The following is a 20,809-nucleotide window of genomic DNA, read 5'->3' on the forward strand; positions in this document are numbered from 1 at the left end:
TAAAATATTTTTTAAATCGGCTTTATTTTAACAATAAGGTCAGAGACTTTGCACGCCTAAAAAAAGAGGACTTCGATATGAAACTCTGGCACAAGCTATTTACAACCTTTCTCAAAAGATTTCACCTCATGCGTTTCTTTGGGCGCAGTCAATCTTTTAAAGAATTGCATCAATCCAGTTATGCACAAGAAATCAGCAAAACATTATCTACCCGATTAGTGAAGGCTGCGAAACTTGACTCTGCGCAACTGCTCCACAAATTTAACAGTTCAGAAGCAGGCTTAACCGAACAACAAGCAAATGCCCAACAAAAGGTTATCGGCTTAAATGAAGTCTCACATGAAAAGCCATTGATGTGGTGGCAACACCTTTGGTATTGCTATCGCAATCCTTTCAATATTTTATTAAGTCTTTTAGCGCTGGTGGCATTTCTTACGGATGATTTGACAGGCACATGTATTATCAGTGTCATGGTGATTCTTTCCACCCTACTTCGCTACTGGCAGGAATCTAAATCCAACCAAGCCGCCGATGCCTTGAAAGCGATGGTGACTAATACCGCAACAGTTTTAAGAGATCAGCTGAGTTATGATGATCTTGTCCTGATGCAACAACGCTATGGAATTGATGTTAAACATCAAAAAAATTCCCAATTTGAAATGCCAATTCAATATCTGGTTCCTGGTGATATTATTCTACTTTCCGCTGGAGACATGATTCCTGCTGATTGCCGCATTCTCTCTGCTAAAGATCTATTTGTCTCGCAAGCAGCCATGACAGGCGAATCGATGCCTGTAGAAAAATTCTCTGTGCAGTCAAATCTAGAGCAAAGCAATGCTTTGGAGCTAGAAAATATTGTATTTATGGGAACCAATGTGGTTTCAGGTTCAGCACATGCCATAGTGGTGAGCACAGGAATACAGACTTATTTTGGTGCTTTGGCTCATCGTGTAACGGCAACAGATCGTGGTACAACCTCTTTTCAAATGGGGGTCAACAAAGTCAGTTGGTTACTGATTCGCTTTATGCTGGTCATGGTACCTGTTGTGCTATTTATCAATGGATTTACTAAAGGCGATTGGACAGAAGCTTTTTTATTCGCACTTTCAGTAGCAGTCGGCTTAACACCTGAAATGTTGCCGATGATTGTCACTTCAACTTTAGCAAAAGGTGCAGTATTTTTATCTAAGAAGAAAGTCATTGTTAAACGTCTGGACGCCATTCAGAACTTTGGCGCAATGGATGTGTTATGTACGGATAAGACAGGAACATTAACTCAGGACAAAATCTTTCTATCACAACATGTCGATATACACGGTCAAACTTCACATTATGTTTTAATGCAGGCATTTTTAAACAGTTATTATCAAACTGGTTTGAAAAATCTACTTGATGTTGCTGTATTAGACGCCGTTGACCCAGAGATCAAAACACAAAAGTTACGTTATAAAAAAATAGATGAAGTACCTTTTGATTTTGATCGTCGACGCATGTCAGTGGTAGTCAAAACCCCTCAAGACAAAGTCCGCATGATCACCAAAGGCGCAGTTGAGGAAATGCTCAAAGTTTGCCGTTATGTTGAAATTGATGGCAAAGTAGAAGCCTTAACCGTACAAAAGCAAACGGCTATCGAAACACTGACTCAACGTTATAACCAAGATGGTTTGCGTGTCGTAGCTGTGGCTTATCGTGAATTTTCAATTGACCAAGAAAATTTTTCTGTTGCCGATGAAAGGGATTTGATTTTAATTGGTTATGTTGCCTTTTTAGATCCGCCGAAAGAATCAGCCACGGCTGCTGTAAAAAGCCTGCATGCGCATGGCGTTACTGTCAAAGTACTGACTGGAGATAATGAATTTGTCACACAGAAAGTATGTCGTGAAATTGGTATTCAGTGTGAACGTATCTTACTTGGTGGAATTATTGAAACACTGTCAGATAAACAATTGAAAGAAGCCGTTGAGCACTATGATATCTTCGCAAAACTTAGTCCTGTTCATAAAGAACGTATTGTTGAACAACTCAAAGCCAATGGGCATGTGGTTGGCTTCTTGGGTGATGGAATCAACGATGCGGCAGCAATTCGCGCTGCCGATATTGGGATTTCGGTTGATACAGCCGTGGATATTGCCAAAGAATCCGCAGATTTAATTTTGCTCGAAAAAAGCTTGATGGTCTTGGAAAACGGCGTGATTGAAGGTCGTAGAACTTTTGCCAATATGCTGAAGTATATCAAAATGACCGCAAGCTCCAATTTTGGTAATGTATTTTCAGTATTGGTTGCCAGTGCCTTTATTCCTTTCTTACCAATGTTGCCCATTCACCTATTGATTCAAAATCTACTTTACGATATTTCTCAGATCGCTATTCCATTTGACCATGTGGATGAAGAATTAATTGCTCAACCACAACGTTGGCAGCCGGGTGAAGTTGGTCGTTTTATGATTGTGTTTGGACCAATCAGCTCAATTTTTGATATTTTAACCTTTGCCTTAATGTGGTTTGTTTTTTCAGCAAATACGCCAGCACAACAAACCTTATTCCAATCAGGCTGGTTCGTGGTGGGACTACTCACTCAAACACTGATCGTACATATGATTCGCACAGCCAAAGTACCATTCTTTCAAAGCCGTGCCGCAACGCCTTTATTGGTCATGACCGCAATCATTATGTGTATTGGTATATTCTTACCTATGGGACCATTGGCGAGTTATTTAAAACTGGAAGCATTACCGCTGAGTTATTTCTTCTACTTACCATTTATTTTAATTGCCTATATGTGTCTGACACAGTGGGTTAAAACAATGTACATCCGCCGTTATGGTTGGCAATAAAAACCAGCGTCATTGAAACTAACAAGCCTTTCCCTTATTCAAGAGAAAGGCTTTCGTTTTTTTATTCAATGGTCGTGCTAGTACTTACTTACATGAACCGCTTTGACTAAAATAATCGGTTCATACCATTCAAGGTCGCAACACGATAAGCTTCCGCCATGGTCGGATAGTTGAAGGTGGTTTCAACAAAATACTTAATGGTATTGTTACCGCTTTGCATCACAGCTTGCCCAATATGAATAATTTCAGCGGCATTGTTACCGAAACAATGGACACCTAACAATTCCAAGGTATCACGATGGAATAAAATTTTAAGTTCACCCACTGTGTCACCCGTAATTTGCGCACGAGCCAAATGACGGAAAGATGCTTGACCCACTTCATATGGAATTTTTTCCTCAGTTAACTGACTTTCAGTTTTACCAAAGAAAGAAATTTCTGGAATCGTGTAAATACCTGTTGGGATATCTTTTACAGGCTTGACATCTTTTTCACCAGCCATGTTCGATCCTGCGCAACGACCTTGGTCATATGCAGCTGAAGCAAGCGATGGCCAACCCACCACATCACCCGCAGCATACACATTTTCAACTTCTGTTTGATATTGATCGTTGACAGCAAGTTGACCGCGACTGTTTGGCGTAAGACCGACATTTTCAAGTCCCATGCCATCCGTATTTCCTGAACGACCATTGCACCAAAGAATGGCATCTGCTTTAATCTTCTTACCACTTTGTAAATAAAGCACAACATGATCATCAAAAGTCTCTAAATGATCAATTTGTTCATTATGGCGAATCAACACCCCTTGTTCACGCAAGTGATATGACAATGCATCTGCAATTTCGTCATCTAAATAGCTTAAGAGTTGATGTTGAGTATTAATCAAATCAACTTTATGGTCCAAGCCAATGAAAATAGACGCATATTCACAGCCGATAACACCTGCACCATAGATAATAATCTTATGAATAGTGAAATCGAGATCTAAAATTTTATCCGAATCAAATACACGTGGGTGATTAAAGTCTAAACCTTGTGGATGATACGGTCGGCTACCAGTCGCAACAACGAGTTGCTTGAAGCCCAAAGTTTCTTTTATACCATCTTCACTAAAAATAATGACGGTATTTTTATCTTGGATATATGCACGACCATGAAAAACATCAATATTATTACGGTCATAAAAACGTGAATGTGTATCAACTTGCTGTTGAATCACTTTATGTGCATTACGCAATACTTGTTTCATGGTGAATTGTTTCCAATCCCCCACTTTTTTAAACATTGGATCACGTTGGTAACGGATAATACTTGAAACTGTTTGACGCAAAGCTTTACTTGGAATAGTACCGACATGCGTACAGTTACCACCCAATTGCTCACGAATATCTACAATTGCAACACGCTTACCCGATTTAGCAAGCTTCATTGCCGCGCCTTCACCAGCAGGACCAGAGCCAAGTACGACTGCATCGTATTTCACAAAATTCCCACTAACGACTTCTTTCTTACGTGGCATTCAAAGCTCCTTATAGTAAATTCAGTCAATATCTTTTCTCATGCGATATTATGAACTAAACCGAAACAATTTTCTGTATTTCACATGCATATATTCTGTGATAACGACATTTAGTATATGAATAGTGTTTTTGCCCTATCGTTTTGCATTTCCGCTATAATGGTTTATCTCCCCCGTAGAAAACAGTGGAAAAGTTGAATATGTCAGAGAACCGTAAACCAGAACAGGGTGTCAAATTACGTGGCGCGGAAAAAGTTGCTCGTATACCTGTAAAAGTTATTCCCACGGTTGAAGCACCACGAAAGCCAGATTGGATTCGTGTGAAAATGGCTGCACCTGATGAAGTTCAACGTATCAAAACCACATTACGTGCGCAAAAATTACATACGGTCTGTGAAGAAGCTGCTTGTCCAAACCTTCCTGAGTGTTTTGGTGGTGGTACTGCAACCTTTATGATTATGGGTGATATCTGTACCCGTCGTTGCCCTTTCTGTGATGTTGCACATGGTCGACCAAATGCGCTTGACCCAGATGAACCACGTCACATGGCTGAAACGATTGCAAACTTAGGTTTGAAATATGCTGTGATCACTTCAGTAGACCGTGATGATCTATTGGATGGTGGAGCTCAGCATTTTGTAGACTGTATTAAAGAAGCTCGTGCACTTAGTCCAAAAACTTTACTGGAAATTTTAGTGCCTGACTTCCGTGGTCGTATGGACATTGCATTGCGTATCATGACTGAATGTCCGCCTGACGTGTTTAACCACAACATTGAAACAGTACCTCGTTTATATAAGGCGATGCGTCCAGGTTCAGATTATCAGCACTCTTTAAATCTATTGAAAATGTTTAAAGAATACTGTCCTGATGTCCCTACCAAATGTGGTCTAATGGTTGGTATTGGTGAAACTGAAGACGAAGTGATTGCATTGTTAGATGACTTGCATGCTCATGGTGTTGACTATGTCACTATTGGACAATATTTACAGCCATCAAAAGAACATGCCCCTATTGATCGTTTTGTAACGCCAGAAGAGTTTGAACGTTATACTGCGCATGGGCAAAAACTAGGTTTTAGAAATATTTGGGCAGCACCGATGGTTCGTTCAAGTTATTTTGCTGATCGTCAATATTATGGAGAGCCTGTTCCACAAGTTCGTCGTAAAGTAGATCCTGCTAAGAAAATTGCAGTCCAAGCGATCGAAGCTTAAAACTGATTCAAGCATATACTAAAAAAGCACGCTATAAAGCGTGCTTTTTTAGTATCAGCAGTTGTTAACGGCATTTTCCAATTGTTTTACCTTCGATACTGCTCATATTGCTTTGTAATTTTGTTAATGTTGAACAATGTAAATTTCCCGAAACCATCGACTTATTTAAGCTCAATGTCGTTGAAACTTGAGATGCAGCCACATCCCCCTCTACTGAAGAGTTGACTAACTTCAACACTTTGGCTGAATTGGCTTGGACACTACCACTCACCGAAGAATTGTTGAGAATCAAACTGGCTCCATTTTGTACATTAACATTACCATCGACAGAACTACTATTTAAGATACAAGTTGCACCTGCGGGTACTGTTAAATTCGACACCGCATTATTGTTGATTGCACCTGTGCAATTTGCTGCAAATCCAAGTTGCGCAGCCGTTAAACCACATGAAATGATGATGGTATTTAGGAAAAGTTTTTTCATTGATACAACCCTTTGAATTATTCATTTTAAATTTAAAAAATTAAATTTATTATTTATCGATCTTAAAATATGTCGTTTAGGGGTTGAATGACAAATATGTTGTCATTTATTAATCATAAGTAAGCAAAAATACTTATTTGTTTTTATTTGAATTGTGCTTACATGTTTATGAATAAGACTGAATTGCCACCAAGACAAAATCAGTTAAAATTTGAAATCAATAAAATAACTTATTCCACTTCCTGTTTAAGTTGATCCAAATTTTGCTTAAGCTCTTTTACGTAGTCTGCATAATCCAGCATTAAACCTTTACCTCTTAAGTCATCAGGTAATCCTTGAGTACAGTACCAATTGTCTTTCCATGTATGATTCTGAGGAAAATGCAAACTTCCTAGCTCTTTTTGAACTTCTACTTTGAGATAAGTCACCAACTCCTGTGCTTTCTCCGTTCCCATCTGCTGACTGAGAAATTTAAATAAAAGTTGTTGTAACTCATTTTGATAGCGCCCATGTTTTTGATTCCATTCATCATACATATTCTGCAACTCTTTTCTGGTCGAGGGATCGAATTGCTCGCAAGACTTGAGCACATTTGAAATGAGTGCTGGTACATCCAAATATGCTGTATATAAAAACTGTAGTTTTCCGGTATTATCTGCTCGTGTAACTGATACCGTGAATAAAAGGCTGCAACACAGCACGATACGTAAAATATACATCTGAAATTGTCCCATTTTGTATTTCCTTGTTTTCTGATTTAATCAAATATTGCAAACAACTTTTTATTTTTCCAACTCGTTGTCACAATATAAATTTGATAATTCACTGTAAAATTTAATTAATATATTATTTCTATAAAACTAAACAATAAAATTTGAATATATCATCGAAAATTCAAAAAAGCGAATTGCTCATTCTTTTTACTATACAAAATCAAATCTAAATGATGCCAAGTAATGATTAGACACAGGAGAAAATTTGCTTTGTATTGAGAAAATATCGTACTTTGCCTTGAATCAGCAGATCAAATGAATAAAAGAACAGTTTTAAATAAATGAACAAACTTCAACTAAATCATTGTTTAATAAATGATATAAAAGAAAGTAAGCAAAATAAATTTGAACAGTTAATATAATCTTACATTTTTTTAGCGGCACAATTGTACATTGACTTTAACATAGAGATTTTAATCTAAGCTAAACATGATGATGAAAAAACTAACCTTATCAATGTTCGCCACTTTTTTTTCTGGGCTTTGTTTTGCTCAAAATCCATTGAGTGTGCATGTTCTAAATCTTGAAAGTGGTCTACCATCAAGCAATGTTAAAGTCATTCTTGAAGCTCAGCAAAAAGATAAATGGATAAAAATTAATGAAGGCACTACTGACAGCAATGGAAGAATTTTAGCCTTATACCCTGAAAATAAAGTGCTCGACAAAGGTGTCTATAAAGTTACTTTTGAAACAGGTGAATGGTTTAAACAAAAGAACCAACGAAGCTTTTTTCCTGAAGTCCCTGTGGTTTTTGTAATTGATGGTACGCTTGAGCATTATCATATTCCGTTACTCATCAGCCCATATGGTTATTCGACTTATCGTGGTAATTAAACTTAAATAATCAACCCTAGTTTAAATTCCGCCCTAAAAAACCGATGTATCAAACATCGGTTTTCAGTTCAAGCCAATTTAAACGTTGAGCCATTTTTCTGCTTTGTCTTGATCTAAAACAGTCAATTCAACTGTAGTTAAATCAATTTCCCCACCTTGAAGCTCGAACTGCATAAATTCATCTCGGCGGAAGGCATACACGGTAAATCTATCTTGTTGTTTGGAATATTGGGATAAAAGTTTTTCTGAGGCTTTTAACCCATCAATCGCAACTATCACATCATTGGCTGAAAGTCCTGCAATCGCACCGGTACCTTCACGTCTCGCCTGTTGAATAAGCACCCCTTCAGGTTTATCCACCAATTTCAGTCCAAATGGCAATGCCTTTTCATTTTTTAAACGATAACTCAAACCAAATTCAGGGAACAATTGATCCAGTGGCAATTCATCAGTGGTATTGATCAAATGATTAATTTGTTCAATCCAATTGCTGCCTGTCAATTCATTACATAATTCAACAATTGTGCGCTCATTGACTTGAATACCTTTTTGAGTATTTTCATACAAACGGCGCATCAAAGCATCTAGACTAGAGCCACGTAAACGTAATCCCAAATCCAAACTTAGTGCTACTAAACAGCCTTTGTTATAGTAACTGGTTCCAGCATTGTTTGAGTTTTCATCTTGACGATAAAATTTAATCCAAGCATCAAAACTTGATTCAGAAACAGACTGAATAAAACGTCCCGGATTTTGCAAATAACGATCAATTTGTCCTTTCAGCAAACTCAAATATGACGCTTGAGAAATCACGCCGCTGCGGTACAAAATCAAATCATCATAATATGAAGTGAAACCTTCGAAAATCCACAATAAAGAGGTGTAACCTTCCTGATCTAAATCATAATTGGCAAAGTTTTCTGGTCGAATAAATTTAACCAACCATGAGTGAAAATACTCATGACTGCAAAGCCCCAAGAATCGTTGATAATCTGCCGATGGTTCCTCAGGCTCGTTCAACTTTGGCAAGTCACTACGTGGAGTAATCAGACTCGTGCTATTTGGGTGTTCTAACCCGCCATAGCTATTGCCCGTTGCCATTGTCATGAACGTATAGTCTTCGAAAGGTGCTGAACCAAACATGCTAATTTCTGTACTACAGATTTTTTCAAGATCTTGCTTCATACGCTCAGCATTCATTGCATGTTGACCAGAAACCACAAACTCATGTGGAATTCCATTCGCCTCGAAGCTAAATCTTGTTTGTTCTGCCAACTCAAATGGTGCATCGATCAGTTGGGCATAATGATCGGCTTTTAAGGTAAAACGACCTTTCACCAAACTCTTCGATACTAAACCCGTTGCAAGTTGAAAATGCTTTAACTCCTCGGGTAAAAACACTTCAACTTCAATCGCAGAATCTTGTTGATCTTGAAGCCCTAAACATACACAAGCTGGATTCACATACAAACGGCTTTGATCAACATATGCACCTCGCACTGAAAGATCATAGGCATAAACATCGTACTCAACCGTAATCAGTTCATGATCTGTGTTATATAAACGCCATTTATTTTTTTCAAATTTATTTATTTTAAGTTGACGACCAGCTTCATCATAAGCTTTAACCGATTCGATATGCTTTGAAAATTCGCGAATTAAATAACTTCCTGGAATCCATGTCGGCAGTGACAACACTTGAGTTGGATTCGCAAGAAAGCGCAATGTGACATGGATGAGGTGTTGACGATAATCGTCAAATTCAATCTGATAATGCAACATAAATATATATTCGAAAATAGACAGTGAGAAATTACCAATTAGATTAGCATTTTTTTACAAAGTCGGGCGATTTTAGTCGAAATTGTCTGCAATTCTTACTAGCGTAGAATGCAAAAAAGGCATAGCATTCGCACAGTTTGTCTACTCTTGCCATTGGATTGGCTTAAAGGTAAATCTGTTGAAAATTCTTGCTTCTTTTATTGCAATAACGGGCTTGGTTTGTTCCACGTTTGTTAATGCCGCACTCTTAAATATTAACCCGCAATCTGTTGAAGCTGAAGCTTGGACAATATTAGATACGCAATCAGGTCAAACCATTGCGGAATATAATAGTCATGTTCAGCGTGCACCTGCATCCATGACCAAGATGATGGTGGCATATATTGCCTTAAAAGAAATAAAAGCAGGTCATCTTAAAAAAGAAGAGATTATTACCGCGACACCTGTGGTTCAAGTCGTACAGTGGGATGAATCTCAGATGTACCTGAAACAAGGTGAGCAGATCTCGATTGATCAACTTCTTGCTGGATTGATTGTCATGTCTGCCAATGATGCAGCAGTGACTCTGGCAGAGCGCATCTCTGGTAGCGTACCCGCATTTGTTGCGCGTATGAACCAAGAAGCACAAGCTTTGGGAATGAAAGATACTCATTTTGCCAATCCACCAGGGATCACCATGCCAGATCATTTTTCTTCTGCGCATGACATGGCGATCTTGGGTCAAGCTGTAACCTCACAAACCCCTGAATATATGCATTATTCAGTCATGCCAAGTTTCAGTTATAACCAACATTTTCATCACGCAACCAATCTTGTTTTAAAAACAGACCCAAGTGTTGATGGTTTAAAAACAGGTTTTACCAAAGCTGCTGGTTATAATTTAGCTTTAACAGCACACCGCCCTTCTGCCATTGCTGAGTCTCCTGACCGTCGTTTAATTGTTGTGGTCATGGGTGCTAAAAGTGCCGTTAAACGTGCTGAAATTGCCCATAAGCTGTTAAATTTGGGCTATGCCTATACACGAGACGAAGTAGCAATCAAAGACAAACAATTAATTGCTGAACTCCCTGTCGTCAAATCCACATTAAAAATGTTTAAAGTTGAGGCAAGAAAGCCTCAGTTGGTTACCACCTCACTTTATAACGATGTAAATCCAATTGATCTAAACACCTTTGATGTAGTCAATAGCCGTGTCATGAAAACTGATAGCAATGGATTATTAACAGCTGTAGAACCTTTGACAACAACACAAACGCGTTTAAATGTTCAACTCAATGAAACATCATTGACCGCACCTTTAGAAAAAATCATGCATTTGGCTAAAGTGAATGTTTATCAAGACAATCAACTTATCCAAAGCTTCGACATTGAAGATGAGGTTCATATTGAACAAGCCTCTTGGTTCGAACGTTTATTGGAATGGATCAAGTCAATTTTTGGGATTTAATAAAACCAACCAATTTACTTAGATTTATTGTAATTATGTAACCTGTAATACAAAAAAAACCTAAATAATTAAATAGGATGGCATATTTAAGCCATCCTTTTTTATAACAACTATTTAGGTTTTTTATGTCTAATCTACATCATATTGTGGTTGTTGGTGGTGGTGCTGGTGGTTTAGAGTTGGTGACACAACTGGGTGATACGCTTGGTAAAAGTAAGAAAGCCAAAATCACCCTTGTTGACCAAAAACTCACCCATATTTGGAAGCCGCTACTCCATGAAATCGCTGCAGGAACCATGAACCCAAGCGATGAAGAAACCAACTACTATGCACATGCCGCTAAACATCATTATGAGTTTGTTTTAGGGCGGTTTGAACAGCTCGATCGTGAGCATAAAACCATTGAGCTAAGTAAAACGCAAATCAGCAAGTATGAATCCAACCAAGAAAAAATAGTGCTCAGTTATGACACTTTGATTCTTGCTGTTGGTTCTGTTTCCAATGATTTTAATACACCGGGCGTTAAAGAATTTTGTCACTATTTGGATAGCCGACAACAAGCGGAAATTTTCCAACAAGACTTGCTCCACTTGTACTTAGACGCACAAAATAAAAATATTGATCGTGAACTGCATATTGCTGTCATTGGTGCGGGTGCAACAGGTGTTGAACTTTCCGCAGAGCTGGTTCAAGCCAAACAAAACTTTTATAAATACGGCTTGAATAAAATCAATCCTAACAATGTCAAAATCACCTTGGTTGAAGGTGCTGACCGTATCTTGCCTGCACTGTCTGAAAAAATAGCTGAACATGCAACTCAGCAATTAAAACGCATGAAAATTGATGTCTTAACTGGAAAGCGTGTTGAAAAAGTCGATGCTGAAACGGTTTATTTCAATGATGGTACATCTGTAGAAGCACAATTAAAAGTCTGGGCGGCGGGTATCAAAACACCTAAAGTAATTGCAAACCTAGAAGGTTTTGAAAAAGACCGCATGGGTCGTTTGAAAGTATATGCAACCTTACAAACCCAAGCAGATCCAAATATATTTGCTTTTGGAGATTGCGCACACTGTATCTTAGATGCACGTGAAGCCCCGCTTGGTCCACGTGCACAAGTAGCAAGTCAACAAGCCGCTTTTCTGGTAGATGCCATGCATGCACGTATCAAAGGACGCCAACAGCCGATGTTCCAATTTGCAGACAAAGGTTCACTGGTCTCTCTAAGTGAAAATAAAGCTGTGGGTGAATTGTTGGGTCAAGTCAATGTGCAAGGTTTTGTTGCAAAATCAATGTATGTCTCTTTATACCGTATCCATCAAGCCACAATTTATGGTTATGCACATGCAGGTCTATTAACAGCCAAAGATTTTGTTACACGAAAAATTGCACCTAAAATTAAATTGCATTGAAATCTAATTTTTAGTCCCAATCTATGAAAAAATGGTCAAAATACAGCTGAAAATGCAATTTTTTATTAAATTTAGTCTACAAAAATTGCTTTTCACTTTATGATGTAGCCTTAAAATTATCGATTACCGAATGGATCAATAACATGACTGCTATTGCAAATAACAACGTGGTTTCTTTCCACTATACGTTAACTAACGCTGAGGGTGAAACTCTTGATAAATCTCAAGGTGAACCACTTGCATATTTACATGGCGCAGGTAACATCATTCCTGGTTTAGAAAAAGCTTTAGAAGGTAAAACTGTAGGTGACAAATTTACAGTGACTATCCCTGCTGCTGAAGGTTATGGTGAATACAATCCTGACCTCGTTCAAGAAGTTCCTGCTCAAATGTTCCAAGGCGTTGAAAACATTGAAGCGGGTATGCAGTTCCAAGCTCAAACTGATGATGGCGTTCAAATCGTTACAGTTAAAGCAGTTGAAGGCGAAAACGTAATCGTTGATGCTAACTTCCCATTGGCTGGTCAAGATCTTACTTTTGAAGTAGAAATCGTAGAAGTACGTGACGCTTCTCCAGAAGAATTAGAACACGGTCATGTACATGGCGCAGGTGGTCATCACCACTAAGATCTGTTTCATCTGATCTGAAAAGGCAAAGTTTTTACTTTGCCTTTTTTATATGTATCGCGTTAAAGTGATTTGCATCATGTATCAATAAAACGATTTGTGAAAATTTTATGCAAAAACAACTCATTTGGTTTAGACAAGATTTACGTATCCATGACCACGCCGCCCTTTGGCATGCTCGCCAGTCAGGCATGGTGATCGCACTGGTTGTACTTTCACCTCAACAATGGCAAAAACATGATGATGCACCGATTAAAATCGACTTCTATCTACGTCAAATCGAGGTGCTGCAACACGCCCTAACGAAGCTAAATATTCCGCTGATCATTCAAACCATTCCATTGTGGGAAAATATAGCAACAGAAGTCACTCAACTCTGTCAAAAATTAAATATTGAAAATATTCATGCCAATATTGAGTGTGGCGTCAATGAGTTAAATAGAGACTTTGACGTTCAAAAGCGTTTGAATAAAAATGGACATGATCTAATTTTATATCATGATCGTACATTGTTTCCTGTAGGCTCGATCCGTAATAAATCAAATCAACCCTATCAAGTCTTTGGTGCATTTAAAAAATATTGTTATGAACAACTGAGTATTTCAGTACCTCAGTGTTATCCTGCCCCTGAAATTCAATCTTTGGATATGAGTATTTACAAAGATGATTTAAATCCGCTTCCAACAATAAAAACTCTCGGATTTGAATGTGTAGAGAAAAATGCCAAAACGCAATGGCAAGTAGGCGAAGCACATGCATGGCATCTTTTAGATGAATTTTTAGACAATCATATTGAAAATTATCAAGTACATCGAGATTTTCCAAATCTTGAAGCCACCAGTCAACTCTCCGCATATTTAAATATTGGCATCATTTCGATTCGACAGTGTTTAAATGCTTTATTTAGATCGCAACACGGTCAATTTACGATTGAAAATATAGGTCAACAAACATGGATGGACGAGTTGCTTTGGCGAGAGTTTTATCAACATATACTGTTTGATTTTCCTCGTGTATCAAAGCACTTACCATTTAAACAAACAACACAAAAATTAGCATGGCGTGATGCGCCTGAGGATCTAATCGCTTGGCAAATGGGGCAGACAGGCATCCCGATTGTTGATGCTGGGATGCGCCAATTACTACAGACAGGTTGGATGCATAACCGTGTACGAATGATTGTTGCCATGTTTCTGAGCAAAAATCTTTTGATTGATTGGCGATTAGGGGAACAATGGTTTATGCAACATTTAATTGATGGCGACTTGGCCGCAAATAATGGTGGTTGGCAATGGTGCGCTTCAACAGGCACAGATTCAGTTCCCTATTTCCGTATTTTCAATCCAGTCAGTCAATCACAAAAGTTTGATGCTGAAGGTGAATATATCCGAAAATGGGTACCCGAACTTGCTGATTTGGATGCAAAAACCATTCATGAACCTTATGCCAAAAATTCAGAAATACAACTGAATTATCCTCAACCTATAGTTGATTTAAAACAAAGTCGCATCCGCGCAATTGAAGCTTTTAAGCAGATTTAAAATACTCAACTTAAAAGCTTCTCAAATTGTGGATTAGATGGCTTGACCAAAAGTTTTAAATTGATGGTTTTGGTAATTTTTTGGACGTTCAATCGATTCAAAATAGCAGTAATATTTAAAAATACTGTTTAAAGAGACATACAGTACTTTCTGTTCAGAAACAGACCAGACTTGTGCATGGTTTGAACCTGATAAAGTACTGCCACTTAATTGAAATAAATATAAATCCTGTGTTCTTTGGATCTGTTTTTGAGTGGGTTGAGCAGTTAAATCAGATGAATCTAATGTCGATGAATTCAGTAATAATCTGCATGTTGAATTAATCAGCCACTTTTCACTAAACCACAGTTGTAACAAATCGCCCAAGTACAGTTTTTTCTCAGAAAAAGGCCAAACATCTAAATATGCTTGCTCAACTTCAATATGATATTGTTCAGGATTTTGCAGGATAGAAAGGTACTTTTCTTGATAAAAACAAAATTTTTCAAAAATTTGAGAAATATTTAGCGTCGTCATTGCGCTGTCTCCTATTTAGCCATTTTAGTGCTGGCAAGTTGGTTAAATCCACACGGTTTAAGTCAAACTTAAACGCTCTTTATGTTTTTAATCTAACAAGTCAGCTCTCGCTTTGCAACCACTCAAATTCATTTTTTTAATTTTGATCTTTTTTGTTTAAATAAAAAGCATACAAGTCAAAAATGAAGAAAAGATGACATCAAAGGCTTGACCACTCGTGATATATCCTTATAATCGCATGCAGATTCTCCAATAGCTCAGTCGGTAGAGCGACGGACTGTTAATCCGCAGGTCCCTGGTTCGAGCCCAGGTTGGAGAGCCAAATTCTAAAAGCCCACTTCATTCAAGTGGGCTTTTTTTATTGCTATAAAATAAACAATTTATACAACTATAAATTTTTAAAATCATAAGAGAGGTTTAACAATTTTTCTAGGCTACCTATGCGGTAGTGGACTGTTGGACTGTAACCCTCTTTAACATCAATGATTTCTAAGCTACCTATGCGGTAGTGAACCCAGTGAAGTTGCGAATGCACTAGCTTTGAAATTTCTAAGCTACCTATGCGGTAGTGAACAGTGTGCTGGTATTGGGAATGCTTCCTCAAACTTTCTAAGCTACCTATGCGGTAGTGAACCACCCATTGCATCGAATGCCTGCTTTGCTTCATTTCTAAGCTACCTATGCGGTAGTGAACTATAATTTTAGATCAAAAAATAAAGTGATAACAGTAAGTTAAACCTAAAAATCATCAAATGACCCAAGTTTTTACTTACCAATATAACTTATTGATTTTATTCAGTTGTTAAAGAGTAAAAAAATATTGGGTTAAAATATTTGAACAATCGTAATTCTATTAAAAGCATATTTCCCTAAATTGTTCACTTTTGCCTCATCAGCAACAAGTTATAGCAGTATATAATACAAACTCTAATAGATTCACTCCTCAGAATCATACGACATACCTCATATAAAATAATTTATTTATCAATTAAATATTTAAAATTTAATTTATCTTGCAAACGATAATACATACTTCCTTTGCAGCTCAATAAACTGCTAAAAAAGATCATTTTTATATGATGTTAAAGTTCAATAAAAACTAGTGCTATAACGTAAATTTCATCAAAAATAGTGCTTATTGTTTTTATAAGAATAAAATTTTGAATTATGTATGATTCCAAGTCTGTTTCTGGAAAAAAATATCTAACTCTTCAATGATAACTTTGACTCTTGCAGGCATGACTTTTTGAGCATGCCAAACAGCATAGACATCTCTGATTGGCAATTGCCATTCAGATAAAACCTGCTTGAGTCTTCCAGCCTTCAAAGCATCTTCACATTGGGTAAATGGAACATAGCATAAGCCCAAGCCACGTTCTGCAAGACTGACACATAGACTGATTTCATTCACTTTTAAACGACTAGTTTGAATTTTAAATTGATAATTTTGTTGTTGGTATCGTAGTTCAATTTGTTCTAAAGGATAAGCCAATAACCAATCTTGTTGCGCTAAATCTTCTGGCGTCTGAATATCATGCTGATTTAAATAGTCTTGAGAAGCCACGATACAGGTTTTGATACTGGCTAATCGTTTTTGAATATATACACTATTGGGCATTTTACCGACACGCAAAGCTAAATCTGCACCTTGAGTCATTAAATCATCAAGTTGATTGTCTAACTGCAATTCAAGTTCAATCTCTGGATAGCGTTTTAGAAAAGTATTCCAAAATTCTTGCAAAGGAAAAATCGCAAGATTCATCGGAGCCAAAATTTTAATACGACCTTTAGCTTTGGTTGTTTCTTCTTTTATTTCATACGTATTTTGCAATAACGCGCTCAGTAAAGGCTGACAACGTTCATAATAACGCTGCCCTTCCTGAGTTAGCTGTATTCCTCGGCTGTTTCGATGTAATAACTTACAGCCCAAGCTTTCTTCTAATTTTTTTAAACGACGGGTCAATGTAGCAGCAGGAATATTTTGTTGTTCCGATGCCATATTCAAGCTTCCAGCTCTGACTATCGATATAAATAAACTCAAATCATCTAACATTTCATTTTTGGAATTTATAACCATTAATAATAACCATTCTATAAAAAATGAAATCGAAGCACAATCAAATGAGCTTTCTAAATAGGTTCTCCAATATGCGTTACTGCTTCTTTGCTTTTCCATTTTTCTTCGTTTTGCTCTTTATCAGCAATTTAAGCTACGCACACAATAACAATTCACATGAGGTCGATATGTATCAACAAACAACACCATCAACCAATCCAATCCTCTATGCAATCAATCCGATCCATTTGAATATTCCTAATGTTTCACAAGCAATCGTCGTGCAACAAGGACAACTCATGTACTTGTCAGGGCATGTGCCCATGACTGAGCAAGGAGAAATTTTACAGGCAGATATGGAGAAACAACTTCATTTAGCCTTTCAAAATATTGAAAAAACACTACATCAGGCAGGTGTTGACACTCAACATTTGGTAAAACTGACCATCTATATCCGTGATCTAAAGCCTGATCAGTTAGCCATAATTCGAAAAGTTAGAGATCAATTTATTGATCCACAATTGCCGCCTGCGAGCAGTCTGATCGGAGTTGCACAATTATTTCACCCTGATGTTTTAGTTGAAGTAGAAGCTATTGCTGTTATTCCCGCAAATCTCAACTTAACAACTTAGGAGTCACCCTATGAAATACGCCTTAATTTTTGGCAGTGCCTTATTTACTGCTTCATGCTCTGCAAATGTTACAGCACCGATAAATACCCCCAATCAGGAAAGTAAAATATTTCAATTTTTGGCTGAATTTATGCCCACACATTATCAAAAAGTACATGAACAACCTGTCCCGATTGATGCTCAACAAGTGCAATGGATACGCTTTCAAAAATCACCATCATTTACATTAGATGAAGAAAACTTTAGCTATTTATCAGATGCTGCACATAATTTGAAAGGATTTTCTTATTTAGATGCAAGTCTGGTTCATGGAAATTTACCCAGCAAAGTACAGGCACAAAAAATTGCTGATGATTTTTTACAACGTTATGCACCTGATTTACTGCAACATAGAAAAATTCAATGGGTTGATCAGCATGATGAAACTATACAGCTCAATGGAAATAATCAAAAAATTTCAGGCATGAAAGTCAAAATGCGCAATTTAAATGATGGTCGTTGGTTTTGGGTCATAGTTGGAAAAAATCAACATCCAATTATTTTTGAAAGAGATATTGTTTGGATTAACTTTCCTGGACATCGCAAAACAGAAAAATGGCTACACGACTCATGGTTGAAAGATGAACCCTCTTATATAGGTCAAGCAAAATGAAGAATTTAAATCAGACATCACTTGAAATTTCAGCAATGGGCTTAGGATGTATGGGAATGAGTGAATTTTATGGTCAAACAGATGATCAAAATTCACTTAGAATTTTAGAGCAAGCATTTGATTCTGGGATTAATTTTTTTGATACCGCAGATACCTACGGACATGGACACAACGAAAAATTATTAGCACAGTTTATCGCACATTATCGAAATCAACGAGATGCGATAGTGATTGCAACTAAATTTGGAATTGTACGTGATCAAAATCACTATGAACGACGTATCGACAACACGCCAAACTATATTCGCCAAGCTTGTGAAGCATCTTTAACACGTTTAGGCATTGAGCAGATTGATCTATATTATTGTCATCGTCGACAAACTGAAGTCCCGATTGAGGATGTAACAGGGACACTATCAGACTTAATTCGACAAGGCAAAATCAAAAGTTTTGGTTTTTCCGAAATTTCTGCTCAATCGCTCAAAAGAGCAAATGCGGTTGCACCTGTTACGGCAGTACAAAGTGAGTATTCACTTTGGTCAAGAGAGCCAGAGCAAGAGTTACTCCAGACCTGCTCAGAACTCAATGTTGAGTTTGTTGCCTATAGTCCATTAGGACGTGCATTTTTAACGGCTGATTTAAATCCAGCAACAATGGATGCACAAGATTTCAGAAAACACCTCCCTCGATTACAAAGGGATTCATTCCAGAAAAATCAGCTTTTGCTAGAAAAGTTCAGTCAAATATGTGCTTCATGGAAACATAGCAATGCCCAAGTCGCTTTAGCATGGTTAATGGGTAAATTTACTCATGTCACACCTATTTTTGGAACTCGGCAATCACGTTATCTACACGATAACTTAAAAGCCAATGAAGTCATGCTGAGTGATATACAGATTCAGCAACTAGATCAACTCTTTAGCCCTGAGCACATACAAGGAGATCGCTATCCTCAAGCAGGTTGGGCTGGAATAGAAAAATTTTAAATCAGTGTTTTTATCGTTTTTTTGATTATAAAATCGAAAAGACCAAAATAGTACTTTGGTCTTTTCTACAGATCTCGACTTAAGCACGTCCCTTGAGGGGTACTCCACTATGGAAGCGGAAAGTTTTGTCTGGAGTTAAAATCAACTCTTTTTCCACTTCACGAATCAATTCAATACGTTGTTGAATATCTTCTTCAGGATCTTTTAATTTTGCAGTTTGAGCAACATCTAAAGCCAATGCCAAATAGTCTTCATAGTGGCGTGACTCTGATTTTAGCAAATAACGGTAATAACGCCCAAGCTCATCATCCACCAACGGTGCCAATGCGTAAAAACGCTCACACGACCGAGCTTCAACAAAAGCACCGATGACTAAAATATCAATCAAAGCTTCAGGCTCGTAAGTTCGGATTTCCTTACGTAAACCACCTGCATAACGCCCTGCACTTAATCCCTGCCACGCTTGACCACGTTTTTGCATAAATTCTAAGACTTGCTCATAGTGCAACATTTCTTCACGAACAAGCTGTGCCAGTTTCACTTGTAAATCGGTAAAAAAACTGTAGCGAAACATCAAGTTCATTGCTGTTCCTGCTGCTTTTTTTTCACAATTCGCATGATCTTGCATCAGCAATGGGAGATTGTTTAATGCTTCATCCAACCAAGCTTTTGGCGTTTCACAGCCCAAAAAAGCAATCACAGGTTGCATGAGTTCATCATAATTCATATTCGACATGATCAAAATTCAATAAGGTAAATCAAAAGGTAACTTAAGCTGCAGCTTGAATAGCGGCTTTCATGTCTTTTACAGCTTGCGCCAAACCAACAAATACACTTTCGGCAACAATAGAATGCCCAATATTCAATTCATGAATCTGTGGAATAGCAGCAATTGCAGCAACATTGTCCAAATTCAAACCATGACCCGCATTCACCACCAAACCTTGAGCTGCTGCGTATTCCGCACCTTTCACAATACGCTCAAGCTCCGCTTGTTGTTCTGCACCAGATTCAGCATCTGCATATGCACCTGTGTGCAACTCAATCGTAGGCGCACCACAGGCAATGGCTGCATCAATTTGCGCAAAGTCAGGATCGATAAATAATGAAACATCACAGCCAATCGCGGTGAGTGTTTGTGTTGCCGCTTTTACATCAGCAAAATGCCCAACAACATCCAAACCACCTTCAGTGGTCACTTCTTGGCGCTTTTCAGGCACAAAACAAACATGATGCGGTTTGATCTCTGTTGCAAATGCAACCATTTCATCTGTTACAGCAATCTCTAAATTCATTCTGGTTTTCAATACTGGTCGCATACGGCGTACATCATCATCTTGAATATGACGACGATCTTCACGCAAGTGTAAAGTAATGCCTTCCGCCCCTGCTTGTTCACAGATCAATGCTGCTTTCACAGGATCAGGATAAGTAGTTCCACGTGCTTGTCTTAGTGTTGCAACATGATCAATGTTTACACCTAGCAATGCAGCCATAA

18 protein-coding genes, 1 tRNA gene and 1 CRISPR repeat array are annotated in these 20,809 nt (G+C 37.7%); of the genes, 11 read left to right on the plus strand and 8 right to left on the minus strand.

Annotated elements, in window-relative coordinates; translation table 11 throughout:
* Positions 1 to 77: 77 nt before the first annotated feature.
* Positions 78 to 2,834 carry a magnesium-translocating P-type ATPase gene (gene mgtA / locus F938_RS14165; RefSeq protein ID WP_005032756.1) on the plus strand — a complete coding sequence of 919 codons (2,757 nt, stop codon included), beginning with the start codon at positions 78 to 80 and terminating at the stop codon, positions 2,832 to 2,834.
* A 106-nt stretch (positions 2,835 to 2,940) separates the two neighbouring features.
* On the opposite strand, the gene sthA is transcribed toward mgtA, so the two are convergent.
* Positions 2,941 to 4,356 (minus strand): Si-specific NAD(P)(+) transhydrogenase, encoded by a 1,416-nt coding sequence (gene sthA / locus F938_RS14170; RefSeq protein WP_004829228.1) that lies wholly within the window; start codon positions 4,354 to 4,356, stop codon positions 2,941 to 2,943.
* Between the two features lie 200 nt (positions 4,357 to 4,556).
* On the opposite strand from sthA, the gene lipA reads away from it, so the two are divergent.
* Positions 4,557 to 5,570 carry a lipoyl synthase gene (gene lipA, locus F938_RS14175; RefSeq protein ID WP_004829230.1) on the plus strand — a complete coding sequence of 338 codons (1,014 nt, stop codon included), beginning with the start codon at positions 4,557 to 4,559 and terminating at the stop codon, positions 5,568 to 5,570.
* Positions 5,571 to 5,634: 64 nt separating this feature from the next.
* Here lipA and F938_RS14180 read toward each other — a convergent pair whose 3' ends face one another.
* Together F938_RS14180 and F938_RS14185 are read right to left on the minus strand one after the other, a co-directional pair.
* A complete protein-coding gene (locus F938_RS14180) occupies positions 5,635 to 6,054 on the minus strand; it encodes a hypothetical protein (protein ID WP_005032759.1) in 420 nt (139 codons plus the stop codon).
* A 230-nt stretch (positions 6,055 to 6,284) separates the two neighbouring features.
* Complete coding sequence (locus F938_RS14185; protein ID WP_004829234.1) at positions 6,285 to 6,788, minus strand: hypothetical protein; 504 nt, start codon at positions 6,786 to 6,788, stop codon at positions 6,285 to 6,287.
* A gap of 471 nt (positions 6,789 to 7,259) precedes the next feature.
* Between F938_RS14185 and uraH the strand changes: the two genes are divergently transcribed.
* Positions 7,260 to 7,661 (plus strand): hydroxyisourate hydrolase, encoded by a 402-nt coding sequence (uraH, locus tag F938_RS14190; protein ID WP_100885649.1) that lies wholly within the window; start codon positions 7,260 to 7,262, stop codon positions 7,659 to 7,661.
* Between the two features lie 78 nt (positions 7,662 to 7,739).
* Here the strand turns inward: uraH and F938_RS14195 are convergent, their stop codons facing one another.
* Positions 7,740 to 9,443: a M61 family metallopeptidase gene (locus F938_RS14195; RefSeq protein WP_004829239.1), complete on the minus strand. Its 1,704-nt coding sequence runs from the start codon at positions 9,441 to 9,443 to the stop codon at positions 7,740 to 7,742.
* A gap of 178 nt (positions 9,444 to 9,621) precedes the next feature.
* On the opposite strand from F938_RS14195, the gene F938_RS14200 reads away from it, so the two are divergent.
* From F938_RS14200 to F938_RS14215, 4 genes are all read left to right on the plus strand, one after another.
* Positions 9,622 to 10,890, plus strand: a complete 1,269-nt coding sequence (locus tag F938_RS14200; RefSeq protein ID WP_005032762.1) for a D-alanyl-D-alanine carboxypeptidase PBP6B — start codon at positions 9,622 to 9,624, stop codon at positions 10,888 to 10,890.
* 125 nt (positions 10,891 to 11,015) lie between these two features.
* Positions 11,016 to 12,302 carry an NAD(P)/FAD-dependent oxidoreductase gene (locus F938_RS14205; RefSeq protein WP_005032765.1) on the plus strand — a complete coding sequence of 429 codons (1,287 nt, stop codon included), beginning with the start codon at positions 11,016 to 11,018 and terminating at the stop codon, positions 12,300 to 12,302.
* 143 nt (positions 12,303 to 12,445) lie between these two features.
* Positions 12,446 to 12,928: an FKBP-type peptidyl-prolyl cis-trans isomerase gene (locus F938_RS14210; RefSeq protein WP_004829245.1), complete on the plus strand. Its 483-nt coding sequence runs from the start codon at positions 12,446 to 12,448 to the stop codon at positions 12,926 to 12,928.
* Between the two features lie 110 nt (positions 12,929 to 13,038).
* On the plus strand, positions 13,039 to 14,469 hold the full coding sequence (locus tag F938_RS14215) for a cryptochrome/photolyase family protein (RefSeq protein WP_005032768.1): 1,431 nt from the start codon (positions 13,039 to 13,041) through the stop codon (positions 14,467 to 14,469).
* A 33-nt stretch (positions 14,470 to 14,502) separates the two neighbouring features.
* Here the strand turns inward: F938_RS14215 and F938_RS14220 are convergent, their stop codons facing one another.
* Positions 14,503 to 14,985: a hypothetical protein gene (locus F938_RS14220; RefSeq protein WP_005032770.1), complete on the minus strand. Its 483-nt coding sequence runs from the start codon at positions 14,983 to 14,985 to the stop codon at positions 14,503 to 14,505.
* Between the two features lie 246 nt (positions 14,986 to 15,231).
* Here F938_RS14220 and F938_RS14225 point away from each other — a divergent pair.
* A tRNA-Asn gene (locus tag F938_RS14225) sits at positions 15,232 to 15,307 on the plus strand.
* A 104-nt stretch (positions 15,308 to 15,411) separates the two neighbouring features.
* Positions 15,412 to 15,679: direct repeats of the CRISPR family, unit length 28 nt; unit sequence TTTCTAAGCTACCTATGCGGTAGTGAAC.
* Between the two features lie 471 nt (positions 15,680 to 16,150).
* Here the strand turns inward: F938_RS14225 and F938_RS14230 are convergent.
* The gene (locus tag F938_RS14230; RefSeq protein WP_100250480.1) at positions 16,151 to 17,038 is read right to left on the minus strand and encodes a LysR family transcriptional regulator; all 888 of its coding nucleotides are present in this window, start codon (positions 17,036 to 17,038) and stop codon (positions 16,151 to 16,153) included.
* A 191-nt stretch (positions 17,039 to 17,229) separates the two neighbouring features.
* Here F938_RS14230 and F938_RS14235 point away from each other — a divergent pair, with 191 nt between their 5' ends.
* Genes F938_RS14235 through F938_RS14245 form a run of 3 tightly spaced genes read left to right on the plus strand, consistent with a single transcriptional unit; the run spans position 17,230 to position 19,311 of the window.
* Positions 17,230 to 17,673 carry a RidA family protein gene (locus tag F938_RS14235; protein ID WP_005032777.1) on the plus strand — a complete coding sequence of 148 codons (444 nt, stop codon included), beginning with the start codon at positions 17,230 to 17,232 and terminating at the stop codon, positions 17,671 to 17,673.
* A gap of 10 nt (positions 17,674 to 17,683) precedes the next feature.
* Positions 17,684 to 18,325 carry a hypothetical protein gene (locus F938_RS14240; RefSeq protein ID WP_005032778.1) on the plus strand — a complete coding sequence of 214 codons (642 nt, stop codon included), beginning with the start codon at positions 17,684 to 17,686 and terminating at the stop codon, positions 18,323 to 18,325.
* A complete protein-coding gene (locus F938_RS14245; RefSeq protein WP_005032780.1) occupies positions 18,322 to 19,311 on the plus strand; it encodes an aldo/keto reductase in 990 nt (329 codons plus the stop codon). The genes F938_RS14240 and F938_RS14245 overlap by 4 nt, the downstream gene beginning before the upstream one ends.
* Before the next feature lie 79 nt (positions 19,312 to 19,390).
* Here the strand turns inward: F938_RS14245 and miaE are convergent, their stop codons facing one another.
* Both miaE and pdxJ read right to left on the minus strand, forming a co-directional pair.
* Positions 19,391 to 20,047 carry a MiaE family protein gene (gene miaE / locus F938_RS14250; RefSeq protein WP_009584207.1) on the minus strand — a complete coding sequence of 219 codons (657 nt, stop codon included), beginning with the start codon at positions 20,045 to 20,047 and terminating at the stop codon, positions 19,391 to 19,393.
* A gap of 34 nt (positions 20,048 to 20,081) precedes the next feature.
* Positions 20,082 to 20,807 carry a pyridoxine 5'-phosphate synthase gene (pdxJ, locus tag F938_RS14255; RefSeq protein WP_005032782.1) on the minus strand — a complete coding sequence of 242 codons (726 nt, stop codon included), beginning with the start codon at positions 20,805 to 20,807 and terminating at the stop codon, positions 20,082 to 20,084.
* Between the last annotated feature and the right edge of the window lie 2 nt (positions 20,808 to 20,809).

This window comes from Acinetobacter bereziniae LMG 1003 = CIP 70.12, from assembly GCF_000368925.1.
Lineage (GTDB): Bacteria > Pseudomonadota > Gammaproteobacteria > Pseudomonadales > Moraxellaceae > Acinetobacter > Acinetobacter bereziniae.